Origin of the sequence: Blastopirellula retiformator (assembly GCF_007859755.1) — a bacterium.
Lineage (GTDB): Bacteria > Planctomycetota > Planctomycetia > Pirellulales > Pirellulaceae > Blastopirellula > Blastopirellula retiformator.
Genome location: NZ_SJPF01000005.1, coordinates 216,322 through 228,807, shown reverse-complemented (window position 1 = coordinate 228,807; position 12,486 = coordinate 216,322). Strand labels below are relative to the sequence as shown.

Genomic DNA, 12,486 nt, shown 5'->3' with positions numbered 1-12,486 from the left:
CCTCTTCGGTGGAGAGAGATTTTGAGGAGCAACCGCGATAAGCTAAGCCGCTTTTACTATCGCAAAAATAGCGGTAGATGTCGAGTCTTTGGTTGCCCCGATGCGCAGATTTCATGAATCCCTAAGTATAAACGCGACCTATGTTTGCGTAGTCCGCGCCAAAGCCGGTCCCGCTTTGACCTTGGGGCTGGGCCCCATCAGTAGTGGGGGCAATCAACTTTTAGCGCCGCTTCTTTCGCAAGGATAATCGTTATGACGGTAGCAATTGACACCGAAAACGTCTGGTTACGCCTGTTAAAGGCTTGGCCCGCGAAGATGCCGCAACAAGGAATCGTCGTGACCGAACTGAACGAACAGATCCCTTTTTCCGGATTCATGTTCGACGACGAGGTCATGATTCTGCAACGTCCCACCCCCGATGCGATGGGGGGACGGCAGGTTCTGATCCCGTACGGGTCGATTTCCTGCATCAAGATCACCGCCGTCGTGCCGACCAAGATGTTCAATGAGTTCGGTTTTACCGGTTCTCTCCCCAAAACGTAGCGACTCATGCGAAGAATTTTCCTCGACCACAATACGACCACTCCGATCGCGCCCAGCGTGCAGGAGGCGATGCTGCCGTTTCTGGCCGAGTTTTACGCCACGCCCGACTACGACTACCCGCCGTCCCGGATCGTCGAAGAGACGCTCGAAGACGCGCGCGGCCAGGTCGCCAAGTTGATCGGCGGCACGAACGAGGAAATCGTCTTTACCGCTTCCGGCACCGAAGCGATCAACCTGGCGATCCAGGGTACGTTTTTCCGCAATCCGGGCGATATCGGCGGGCACCTGGTCGTCTCGGCCGTCGATCATCCGGCGGTCACCGAAACGGCTCGCTTTCTGAAGCAGTTGGGAGTCGAGCTGACCTACGTCAAATGCGACCGGAACGGCGTGGTCGACCCCGAAGAAGTCGAAGCGGCGATTCGCCCGCAAACGCGGTTGGTTTGCGTGACGCTGGCCAATCACGAAATCGGCGCGATTCAACCAATGCGTCAAATCTCCGAAATCTGTCGCAATCATGGCGTGCTGCTGCACGCCGATGCGGTTCAGGCATGCGGCAAGATTCGGGTCCAGGTGCAGGAACTGGGAGTCGATTTGCTCAGCTTGTCGGCCCACAAGTTCTACGGCCCCAAAGGCGCCGGAGCGCTCTACGTCCGCAATGGAACGCCGCTGGCCCCGCTGATCTATGGCGAAGGACAAGAACGCGGTCTGCGGAGTGGACACGAAAACGTGCCGGCCTGGATCGGCATGGGCGCCGCGGCCGATCTAGTCCGCCGCTGCCTGGACGAGTCGTCCGAAGCGCAAGCCCGACTGCGCGACATGCTGCAGGATCGGTTGACGGCCGGCATCAGGGATCGCCTGGGCATCCACGGCGGCAAGGCGGAGCGTTTGCCCAACACCCTCTCGGTGCAATTCCCCGGCGTGATCGGCGCTCGTCTGCTACGTCAGGCTGACGCGATCAGCGCCTACACCGCTTCGTCGGAATTTACCGGGCAAGCAGGCAGTTCTCCCACCTTGAAAGCGTTGAACCTGGGAGACGACGCCGCGGCCAGCACGGTTCGACTGAGCATCGGCTGGTACACCTCGGAAGAGGAAATCGAAGAAGCGGCCGAACTGTTGGTCACTGCTTGGGAAAGCCTGATCAGCTAAGACGATCGCGATCCGCCCGGCCGCCGCGTCACATCGTCCGGCGCCATTTCCGGTACAATACGAGCATGAAACGCTTCGTCCTGCTCTACCACGAATTTCCCGCCGATCACGACGACGTCAGCCACTACGACCTGATGCTCGAAGAAGGAGAACAGCTGCGCACCTGGCGATTGGCCGAGAAGCCTGACCTACTGAGGCCAGTCCACGGCAAAGCGATCTTCCCGCACCGGCTGGACTATCTCGACTACGAGGGAGAAGTCTCTGGCAACCGCGGATCGGTCACGCGCATCGATCGGGGTGAGTATGAGCTGGTCCGCGATGACGAAGAGGCGATCATCGTCAATCTTTACGGTAGCGTGTTGGCGGGGCGACTGGCCGTTTTGATCTCTTGATCGGACGCCGCTTCTGGCGCGACTGGCTCGCTCGGCTCGACCGGCGCCTTGTAGTCTTTGATCGTTTCGCCAGCCAGTAGGATCTCACCCTTACGCAGTTCAAGCGTATCGATATGGATCGTCCCGTCGATCTCGTCTCCCGAGTTGGGCACCGTCACCAAGGCGACCGGATCGCCATCGACCTGCTGCCAGCGGAGCGGGATCTGCGCCTCTTCGGCGCGGCGAGAAATCTCATCTAAGAGACCGCCCAGCGGAAAAGGCAACGAACCGGCCGAGACGTTGTGAATCTGAATCGCCACGACGTTCTCTTCGTCTTCGACCAGGTAAGCGTCAATTTCGAGCGAGAGCACCGAGTGAAATTGCTGTCCTTCAAATCGACAGCCAAGCTTGACTTGTCGCTCGCCGATCGCAATCCGCGGATCGTGCATGCCTTTCGGCAGCAGCTTCGGAAATTTCTCTTCCAAGTCAGCCGCCAGCCAACTGTTGATCTGCTCGTTGGTCAAACGCAACTGCCACCGCGACGGCTTGCGGACGCCATTGGTGAACGCGAAGACCTGCTCTTCGAGGATCTCACCGGTCTCTTGGGCGGCGGTTGGCTCGATCTCGAGCGCCTCGGTATAGAACTGGGGCACATGCCGCGACGCCTGGTAAAGATAGACGCCGATCCCGCCGATCGCAACCAGCAGCACCAGGACCAAACCGGTCGCAATCTTCCACGACAATTTCATCAGAATCGACACCCAGCTACGTACGAACGCCCCATTGGGAGAAGGCCACCGAATAGTACGAGCGAGGCCGTACCAGGTCAATTGAGACCTGAGGTTCCGCTAGCAGCGTCAGCGCGATCTAGCTGGCGCCATGTACGGCTGGCGCACGTGCTACCCCTGGAACCGCAACAGGGCGTACTTCTTCTTCCCGCTCCGCAGCACCAGGACGGTTTCGCTGGCCAGGTCTTTTTCGGTCAGGGACTGATCAACGCTCTCGGCGCGAATGTTGTTGACGTAGGCGCCTCCCTGGGTGACGACGCGACGCGCTTCCCCTTTGCTCTTGGCGAGGCCCGCTTCGACAAACGCGTCGAGAACCCCGAGACCTTCGCCGGCAAGTCGCTCGCGCGATAGTTCGCTGCTGGGGACGTCGGCGAAGATCTGGCCCAGCTGGGCGTCATTCATGTCTTCAATCGTCCCGCCGAAAAAAATATCGGTCGCCCGCTGGGCGGTCGCCAAGCCTTCGTCACCATGGATCAGCTGCGTCAGATGCTCGGCCAAGCGTTTCTGGCTGGCGCGCTGGTGCGGCTCGTCGGCCCGCGACTTGTCGAGCGACTCGATCTCTTCGTGCTCCAGCTCGGTCAAAAAACGCAGGCACTTGCTGACGTCGTCGTCGGCGACATTCACCCAGTATTGGTAAAACGCGTACGGGCTGGTCCGATCGGCCGACAACCAGATGGCGCCTGACTCGGTCTTCCCCATCTTCGTGCCGTCCGCCTTCGTCAGCAGCGGGCAGGTCATGCCGTATAGTTGCTTCTGGAACATGCGGCGTCCCAGTTCGGTACCGGCCGTGATGTTCCCCCACTGATCGCTGCCGCCGATCTGCAGTTCGCAGTCATATTCTTTGCTCAGATGAACGAAGTCGTACGCCTGCAGCAGCATGTAGCTGAACTCGGTGTAGCTAATCCCGGCGTCTTCCCGTTCCAGGCGACTGCGGACCGAGTCCTTCGCCATCATCACGTTAACCGGAAAATGCTTGCCGACGTCGCGTAAGAATTCGAGGTAGGTGAACGTGTTCATCCAGTCGAAGTTGTTGACCAGCTTGGCCCCGGCGGGCGAATCGTCGAAGTCGACCAGCTTCGAGACTTGGGCCTTTATGCCGGCGACGTTTTTCTCCAACTGTTCGACCGACAGCAGGTTTCGCTCGGCGCTTTTGCCGCTCGGATCGCCGATCATACCGGTCGCACCCCCCACCAGCGCGATCGGGCGGTGGCCTGCCTTTTGAAAGCGGCGGAGGAGCATCAGCGGCAACAAACTGCCGACATGTAGACTGTCGGCGGTCGGGTCAAAGCCGGCATAGACGGATCGCGGCTTTTCGTTCAACCACTTGGGAAGGTGATCGTCAGCAGTGGTTTGAAAAATCAGTCCACGCCACTTCAGGTCGGCGAAAATATCGTTCATCGTCAGCTTTCGGCTAGTTAAGTCGTCGCGAGCACGGCCCACAAGAGTGAGGAACCAAGGGGCCATTTTAGGTTCGCCAGGCCTTCGAGGAAAGGCGAGCGGATTGCCGCCATTCTATCGCCCAACGGGCGCCACGGCTGGACAAGCCAGCAGCCACCTCCGGCGTAGGTTGGGTGCACCGAAGCGAAACCCAACAATGCGTGCGCAAGTTCAAGGTGGGTTGCGTAAGCGAATTGGGCCGATCGAGCGAAACCAACCCTACAGCGCTTACTTCACCCATCGCTACAAGAAAGAGAGGGTCGCAGCGGCGATTAGCAGGTCTTCCCGCGTCGTGATCTTCCGGTTCAGCTGCGAGCCGGGGACGACGACGACCCGCTTGCCAATCTGCTCCAGCAATTGAGCGTCGTCGGTTACCGCATTGGCAGATCGCGACTGGTACGCTGTGGTAAACCAATCGCGGCGGAAAACCTGCGGAGTCTGGGCTTCCCAGATGTGAGCCCGGGAGACGGTTTCCTGGATCGTCCGATCATCAAAGACTCGCTTCAGCGTGCCGGCGACCGGCGTCGCCAACATCGCGGCGCCATGCTCGTTGGCAGCGGCGAAAACGTCGTTGATCAACTGATCGCTGAGACAAGGCCGGGCCGCATCATGTACTGCGACCATGCTGATATCTTCGTCCAGCAGCGCGATGGCGTTAGAGATCGAGTCGCTCCGCTCAGCGCCGCCGAGGGCAACCGACAAGTGCAAACGCTCGATATCGGCAGCATAGTCGGCCCGAAACGACGCTTCATCTTCGGGCGAGATGACGACGATGACCTGGTCGACATCGGCGCGAGCGGCGAACCGTTCGGCGCTATGTAGCCAGACCGCTTTGCCGGCCAGGGGAGCGTAAACTTTCTTGTGCCGCGGATCGCCGAATCGCGTACTGCGACCCGCCGCCGGCAAGATGACGCCAAAGTTACTCACCGGCACAGTCCCTTGCTACTCTCTACTTGTCGTACTTCATCAAGATTTCGTCCGGCGCCCCATCGACGCCTGGGAAGCCTTGTTCGGCGATCGCGGCGCCAAGCCGCGTCACGCGGCGGAAATGGCGATCGCTGACCGGTTTGCTGAGGACCTCGTTGGTCATTTCGCGGCAGATAATGTCGGCCGCTTCGCGGACCAACTCGTTCTCTTGCTGCGACGCGTACAAACTGGTGCATAGTATGGTAATCAATTTTTGCACCTGGCCCGAGAGGAGCGACATGCGGCATTGGCGATCGGCCAGCTTCAGCTGATGCTTGCGCATCACGCCGGAGATCGTCAGCGGCAGCGATTGCAGCTTGTCAGCGGCAAACTCGACGTGCTTTTTCAGTTCGCTTGGCATTTCCGGGAAATGGGGCCGCGGTTTCGGAGTCATGTACTCTTTCATCAGCCACCCGGCATAGGGCGCGATCGCTCCCTTCAACGCCCAAGCATGGGCCGGATTGAGCGGATTCGGCTTTTTGATGCCCGCCTTGGCGAGCGCCTTGCCGACCGCCTCGAAGTAGGTGGTGCCATGCTGTTTTACCAGCGACTTGAAGAACGCCATCCCCAGCATCTCCCCTTCCCCTTCGTAAATGCAGGGAGCGAGATACTCGTGGACGTTGTCTCCAAACATGTGGCCATGCAGGAACGAGCGACCGCCGTGGGTCTTCATGTACAGCTCTATCGCCGCTTCTTTTTGGGCCTCACTACCGAAGATCTTGGCGATGATGCATTCCATTTCGCCCCGGTAGCCGGCGTCGATCAACGTCGAACACCACGCGACCAGCGCGTCAGCCGCAACAATCAAACCAGCCATCCGGCCAACGCGGCGCTGCACCAATTCTCGTTTGGCGATCGGCTCGCCGTAGGTCTCGCGAAACTTGGCCCACGGCAACATGCTGGCCAACATCAACCGCATCGTGCCGGCGGCGTTCGCACAGAGCGAAATGCGTCCCAGATTCAAACCGTGGTAGGCGATCGTCAGGCCGTTCCCTTTGATCGGCTCTAGCAGGTTTTCTTTCGGCACCCGGAAATCTTTGAAGATGATCCCGCGGTTGTAGGTGTGCTTGAGCGCCCACAGGCCATACTTCCGCAGTTGGAAGTTGTCGTTCTCGGCGTCGGGTAGGTCGACGACCAGCACCGCCGGCTTGTCGTCGATCAAGCAGACCAGCCCGATGGTGCGTCCCGGCGTCACGTTGGTGATGAACAGCTTTTCGCCGTTGACCACGTATGCGTCGCCGTCGAGCACCGCAGTTGTACGAAGCGCCGTCAGGTCCGATCCGGCGCACGGCTCGGTTAGCGCGAAGGCGGATAGCCGCTGGCCGCTGGCGAGCTTCGGCAGCCAGCGTTGCTTTTGCTCTTCGTCACCGAACGTCCCGACCGGATCGACGGCGCCAATGCAACCATGCACCGAAGCGAGTCCGGCGATTGTTGGATCGGCCATTGCCATCCGCGTTAGAAAGGGGGCGAAGCTGCGAAACGGCGCCCCGCTGCCCCCGTATTGTTTGTCAACCAACAGGCCCCAATAGCCTGCTTCGCCGAGGGCGTCCATCACCTCGCGAGTGATCTTTCCCTCTTCGTTGTGGAGCTTCTTCTCGGCCTTGAACTTGTTGACGACGGCGATCGAGTCGTCCATCACCTTTTTCAGCTCGGCCGGAGTTTCTTCCGCCTTGGGAAGAAAGAGATTGATGTCAAAGCCGCGATCCCAGACGACGCGGTGTGCGGGGCTGTTGACCGTTTGGTACTGCGGTTGGAATAGCTTTTCAACCTGGTCATCGGCGCTGTCGATGGCGCCGGTACGACGAGCCTCTTCCGCACTTTTGCCCCCGAGCTTGAGCGCAGTTTCGGCGAATGATTCTTCGGGGGCGTTCTCGGTTTGCGAACCTTCAGGCAACTGAATAGACATCGGCGGTCTCCTTCCAAGGGTGTACTCCATTTTACCGCACAAACGCCAATCGGCACGGGGCCCGTCCAGGGCATTTGCGGCATAACCCCATATTTTCCATAGGGTTACAAACGGCAGGAATCTCCTATTCGTTACGACACTGCTGCGGCGGCTATCGATAGAGGGCCGCGATTTCGGCCGCGCAGTTTTGCTGGATTAGCTCGCGGCGCAAAGACAGCTTGGGCGTCATCTCGCCCGAGTCCGGCGTAAATCCCCGTCCCAACAGCGTGAACCGCACGATCTGCTCGTGCTTGGGATGGTCGGCCAACAGGCGATCAATCCGCTCGCGATAGACGGCCAGCACTTTGCGATGCCGCAATGCGCCCCGCTTCGAGAACACCCATAGCCGTTTCTGGCGGATGAACTCTCGCAGCGCCTCGGGATTGGGCACGACCAGCGCCGCCAGAAAGTTCTTACCCTCACCGACGACGATTGCCTGAGCGATCAGCGGATCCGAGGCGAGCGCCGATTCGATCTGCGCCGGCGCGACCTTCTTGCCGGTCGCCGTGACGATCAATTCTTTCTTCCGCCCCGTAATGAATAGAAACTGATCGTCGTCCAGATGCCCCAAGTCGCCGGTGTGCAACCAACCGTCCCCGTCGATCACTTCGGCGGTAGCCGCTGCGTCCTTGTAATACCCTTGCATCACGTGCGGGCCACGCGTCAAAACCTCGCCATCGTCGGCGATACGGACTTCGACGCCTGGCAAAGCCCGACCGACGCTGCGGGGGCGATAGATCCGGCGCGATGAAGCCGAGATGACCGGCGCCGACTCTGACAGGCCATAACCGTTGCGTACCGGCGACTCTTGCTTGGCAAAAATATCAGCTGCGTAGTCCGCCAGCGGTGCGCCGCCGCAGGCGAACATTTTAATTCGCCCGCCCAACATTTTTTGCAGCGTTCCCGGCTGGTCGATCTTCCCTTCCGCTCGAACCGCGTCAGCCACCTTCTGATAGAAGTACGGAACTCCGTTGATCAACGTCGGCCGCATCAGCTTACAATCGTCCAGGATCGTTTCGCGTGAGCGGGCCAAGACGAGTTCGTTACCGAGAATGATCCACGTGTAGAGATCGCAGGTCCGGGCATACAAATGGCTGAACGGCAGAAACGTCAGCCGACGATCTTCGGAAGAGTCGTCAAACGCTTCGACCAGCGCTAGCGCGTCAAACGCCAGATTGCGGTGCGATAGCATTACGCCTTTCGGATGCCCCGTGGTTCCGCTGGTATAGACGATCGTCGCCAGGTCCTCTGGTTTTGGCGAAGAAAACGGGGCGAGCGGCGCTGCGTCGACGGTGAGAAACTCCCACGATTCGATTTCGCTGCAGCCAATCAAATCGACCAGGCTGACGTCGTCGTTGTTATAGGCCGGCTCGAACAGCTCGCCGCCGAGAGCGCGAATCGAACGCTTCGCGCCCGAGTGCTCAAGCAAGCGAATTCGCTCTTCGCTCTTGTAGGTCACGTGCAGCGGCACGCTAACGGCGCCAATCGCGGCAATCGCCAGATCGGCGACGATCCACTCGTGGCAGTTCGGCAATTCGACTGCGACTCGCTCCCCCGGCGAAACGCCAAGCCGCCGTAAGCTAGCGGCGACGGCAGCGACATCGGCCGCCAAATCGTTCCAGGTACAACTTCGAAATTGGCCCTCTTCGTATGTCCAGAGCGCTGGCGCCTCGCCGCTGATCGCCACGCGGCGAACAAACAGCTCGAACATCGAATCGCCTTGAATCGGGGCCGCCATCGTTTAGTCGATCCGTTCAAAGATGGTCGCGATCCCTTGCCCAGCGCCGATGCACATCGTCGCGAGTCCATACTTGGCGCTCCGATCGACCATCGTATGAATCAACGTCGTCGCGATTCGCGCCCCGCTGCAGCCAAGCGGATGCCCGATGGCGATCGCCCCGCCACGGACGTTCACGTTTTCGACATCGAGCTTCAATCCACGGATACAGGAGAGTGACTGAGCGGCAAACGCCTCGTTCAGTTCGATCAAGTCGATATCTTCTAGCTTCAGCCCGGCCCGCTTCAGCACCTTTTTCGTCGCCGGAATCGGGCCAGTTCCCATCACGCTGGGATCAACGCCAGCGACGGCAGTCGCCACCACGCGGACTAACGGCTTCAAACCCAGCTCTTTCGCCTTGCTGTCGGACATCATCAGCAGCGCCGCAGCGCCGTCGTTGAGCGGCGAACTATTGCCGGCGGTCACCGTTCCGGCGCCCGGCATGAAGGCTGGCTGCAGCATCGCAAGGGCCTCAATGGACGCGTCGGTGCGGACGCACTGATCCATCGTGATCAGCGTTCGCTCTCCGGCCTCGTTGCGGCCGTAGATCGGAACGATCTCTTTCTCGAACTCGCCGGCGGCGAAAGCGGCAGTCGCTTTCTTATGGCTGGCCAGGGCGAACTCGTCTTGATCGCCACGGGAAATCTCTTGCGTCTGGGCGAGGAACTCGGCCGTGATCCCCATCATCAGCGCCGCTTTGGACGTTTGCTGAAACAGCTTCGAATTGAGGTCGAGCCCATGATCCATCGGGATGTGCTGCATGTGCTCGAGCCCGCCGACGATATGGACGTCTTCGCCCCCGGCCAAGATGCTATGGGCAGCCTGGTTAAGAGCCTGCAGACTACTGCCGCACAAGCGGTTCATCGTCGCGCCGCCGGCAGTGTGAGCGACGCCGCCCATCAGGCCAATCAGGCGGCCGACGTTCAAGCCTTGCTCGAGCGTCTGCTGCGTGCAGCCAAAGATGACGTCCTCGATTTCCTGCGGATCAACGCCGGTCCGCGACAACAGCGCCCGCACGCAAGCGACCGCCAGGTCATCGCTGCGGACGTCGCGATACACGCCCTTTTCGGGATGCGCTCGGCCGATCGCCGTGCGAACTCCATCAATCACTACGGCTTGCGTCATCGCCGTCTTCCTTTGCTATGGGTACCGCCGATCACGGCGGAAATCGATCGTGATTACAGTTCGTAAAATTTCTTGCCGCTCTTGGCCAACTCCAACAACAGTTCGGTCGGCTGGTAGCGACTGCCGAGGTCGGCCCAAGGCTTGAGTCGCTCGACCAACTTCGCCGCGCCAATTGTGTCGGCCCAGAACATCAGGCCACCTTTAAACGGCGGGAAGCCCAGTCCGAAGATCAAGCCAAGGTCGATGTCGCGAACGTCGCGAACGATCTTCGCTTCGATCGCACGCGTCGCCTCGAGCAACATCGGCAAGAACAGGCGGTCGGTCAGTTGAGCGTCGGTCTCGTCGCGAGGCGTGCCGCGAATGTAGGGATCGATGTACTTGGCCACCGCCGGATCGGGCTCCGCTTTTCCGCGGCGATTCTCGTAGTTGTAGAAGCCTTGTCCCGTCTTATTCCCCAGGCGGCCCGCTTTGACCAGCGCCGGCAAAATCGGCGAGGCGAGCGTTCGATCTGGAAAAGCGTCATACATCGTGCGGCCGGCGTAAAAGGCGGTGTCGATGCCGACCATGTCGTACAGCGCGATCGGTCCGATTGGCATACCGAACTTTTTGGCGCACTTATCGATGCGCTCCATCGAGACCCCTTCTTGCAGCAGAGCGAGCGACTCGTTCATGTACGGGAACAGCAGGCGATTCACCAGGAAGCCAGGACCGTCGTTCACCACAATCGGGAACTTACCGAGCCGCTTGGCGTAGGCGACCGCCGAAGCGACCGTCTCGTCGCTGGTCTGCTCGCCCCGGATCACTTCGACCAGTTTCATTTTGCGAACCGGGTTGAAGAAGTGAATGCCGACGAAGCGTTCTGGTTTGGCCAGCCCTTCCGCCAGCTTGGTGATCGGCAGGGTCGACGTGTTCGACGCGAGAATCGCATCGTCGGCCAGCTGCGGTTCTAGCCGGGCGTAGATCTTCCGCTTCACTTCCAGATTCTCGACGATCGCCTCGATGACGAGCTTGGCGGAGGTGATTTCGGCGTCGCTGGTCGAACCGTTCAGCAGCGCGGCGCCTTCCACCGCTTTGGCGACCGTCTTCTTACCGACATCGCGATCGTACGACGCTTCGTCGAGCACGCCGGCGACGCCACGGCGGAGCGCCTCTTCGTTGGCGTCGGCCATCGTCGTAAAGACGCCGCGGCGAATGTTGGCCGCGGCGATTCCCGCGCCCATGATGCCGGCGCCGATCACGCTGACCGAGTTGATCTTCGTCTTTTCGACGTGCGAGTCCTCGACTCCCACATCCTTCTTGTTGCGATCGGTCAGGAAGAAGACGTTCATCAGCGCGGCGTTGACCGGCGTGCCGAACAGTCCCGCCAGGCCGGTCGCCTCCATTTCCAGCGCAGCAGCCGCATCCATCATCGCGCCGCCGAGCAATACTTCCAGCGCCGCCAACGGCGCTGGATACTGCCCCTTGGTTTGGCCTTGGATATAGGCCGAGGCGGTCGCTCCCAGGAAGCCAAGCTCCGTCTCGCTGAGCGAAATCGCGCCGCTGCGGACTTCGCGCTCCGGCAGGTAGCTCTTCGTCTCTTTTTCTTGGTCAATCATCCGAATCGCGGCGGCGACCAGGTCATCCGGCGACGTCACATCATCAGCCAGGCCCATTTTGGCGGCCGCGGCGGCGGCGACCGAATCGCCGCTGGTGATCATTTCGACTGCGTTGCTTAGCCCCACAATTCGGGGTAAACGAACCGTTCCTCCCCAACCGGGGAAGATGCCGAGTTTGACTTCGGGGAAGCCGAGTTCCGTTTTCGGGCCGGTCGAGAGAATCCGGCGATCGCACCAGACCGCCAATTCGGCGCCACCACCGACGCAGACGCCGTCAATCGCGGCGACGCTCAGATAGCGGCTGCTAGACAGTCGGGCAAACAACTGTTGCCCGCGCTGGCTCATCGCGGCGATCTCCTGCTTGGGGGCGTCGACTGACGCGACGAACTCGCGAATATCGGCGCCAGCGATAAAGATCTCTGGCTTGCCCGAGACGATCACCAAGCCGTAAATGTCGTCGCAACCGTCGATCTCGTCGAGGTGCTTCTCCAATTCGTCCAGCACCGAGCGGCTGAGAATATTGGCGCCCTTGGTTGGGTCGTTAAAGATCAGCTGGGCGATACCGGCCTGGGGAAACGAAAGCTCAATCGTTGCGGTCGGTAACATCGAGCGGCGTCCTTCTGCGCGAGTAATCCAAATCGTCGGTGCGATACTGCAGCGACGTAAGGTAAATTCATCGAAGGAATTATAGCGTTTCAGGCAAGCCGTGTACCCGCCCCAACTGTCTCGCGAGCGGCGGCGTTTCGGGCTAAAATGATCGCCCGTCGCTCACTCGCCCTAATTAGAAGGATGT

At 60.2% G+C, this 12,486-nt stretch carries 10 protein-coding genes; 3 read left to right on the top strand and 7 right to left on the bottom strand.

Features of this window, described 5'->3' with window-relative positions; translation table 11 throughout:
• Positions 1-252: 252 nt before the first annotated feature.
• The 3 genes from Enr8_RS21075 to Enr8_RS21065 all read left to right on the top strand — a co-directional run bounded on the left by Enr8_RS21075 (position 253) and on the right by Enr8_RS21065 (position 2,081).
• The gene (locus Enr8_RS21075; RefSeq protein WP_146435488.1) at positions 253-543 is read left to right on the top strand and encodes a hypothetical protein; all 291 of its coding nucleotides are present in this window, start codon (positions 253-255) and stop codon (positions 541-543) included.
• A 6-nt stretch (positions 544-549) separates the two neighbouring features.
• Positions 550-1,689, top strand: coding sequence for a cysteine desulfurase family protein (locus Enr8_RS21070; protein WP_146435486.1), 1,140 nt, complete (start codon positions 550-552; stop codon positions 1,687-1,689).
• Between the two features lie 65 nt (positions 1,690-1,754).
• A complete protein-coding gene (locus Enr8_RS21065; protein WP_146435484.1) occupies positions 1,755-2,081 on the top strand; it encodes a DNA polymerase ligase N-terminal domain-containing protein in 327 nt (108 codons plus the stop codon).
• Here Enr8_RS21065 and Enr8_RS21060 read toward each other — a convergent pair.
• The 7 genes from Enr8_RS21060 to Enr8_RS21030 form a co-directional block, all read right to left on the bottom strand.
• Complete coding sequence (locus Enr8_RS21060) at positions 2,036-2,809, bottom strand: hypothetical protein (protein WP_146435482.1); 774 nt, start codon at positions 2,807-2,809, stop codon at positions 2,036-2,038. The two genes, Enr8_RS21065 and Enr8_RS21060, sit on opposite strands and share 46 nt — an antisense overlap.
• A gap of 150 nt (positions 2,810-2,959) precedes the next feature.
• Positions 2,960-4,246, bottom strand: coding sequence for a tyrosine--tRNA ligase (gene tyrS, locus Enr8_RS21055; protein ID WP_146435480.1), 1,287 nt, complete (start codon positions 4,244-4,246; stop codon positions 2,960-2,962).
• A gap of 282 nt (positions 4,247-4,528) precedes the next feature.
• Complete coding sequence (ispD, locus tag Enr8_RS21050) at positions 4,529-5,212, bottom strand: 2-C-methyl-D-erythritol 4-phosphate cytidylyltransferase (RefSeq protein ID WP_246120187.1); 684 nt, start codon at positions 5,210-5,212, stop codon at positions 4,529-4,531.
• A gap of 22 nt (positions 5,213-5,234) precedes the next feature.
• On the bottom strand, positions 5,235-7,157 hold the full coding sequence (locus tag Enr8_RS21045; RefSeq protein WP_146435475.1) for an acyl-CoA dehydrogenase family protein: 1,923 nt from the start codon (positions 7,155-7,157) through the stop codon (positions 5,235-5,237).
• A gap of 151 nt (positions 7,158-7,308) precedes the next feature.
• Positions 7,309-8,934, bottom strand: a complete 1,626-nt coding sequence (locus Enr8_RS21040) for an AMP-dependent synthetase/ligase (protein WP_146435473.1) — start codon at positions 8,932-8,934, stop codon at positions 7,309-7,311.
• Between the two features lie 3 nt (positions 8,935-8,937).
• Positions 8,938-10,098 (bottom strand): acetyl-CoA C-acyltransferase FadA, encoded by a 1,161-nt coding sequence (gene fadA / locus Enr8_RS21035; RefSeq protein ID WP_146435471.1) that lies wholly within the window; start codon positions 10,096-10,098, stop codon positions 8,938-8,940.
• A gap of 53 nt (positions 10,099-10,151) precedes the next feature.
• Entirely contained in the window at positions 10,152-12,299 is a 2,148-nt protein-coding gene (locus Enr8_RS21030) for a 3-hydroxyacyl-CoA dehydrogenase NAD-binding domain-containing protein (RefSeq protein WP_146435469.1), read from the bottom strand.
• Between the last annotated feature and the right edge of the window lie 187 nt (positions 12,300-12,486).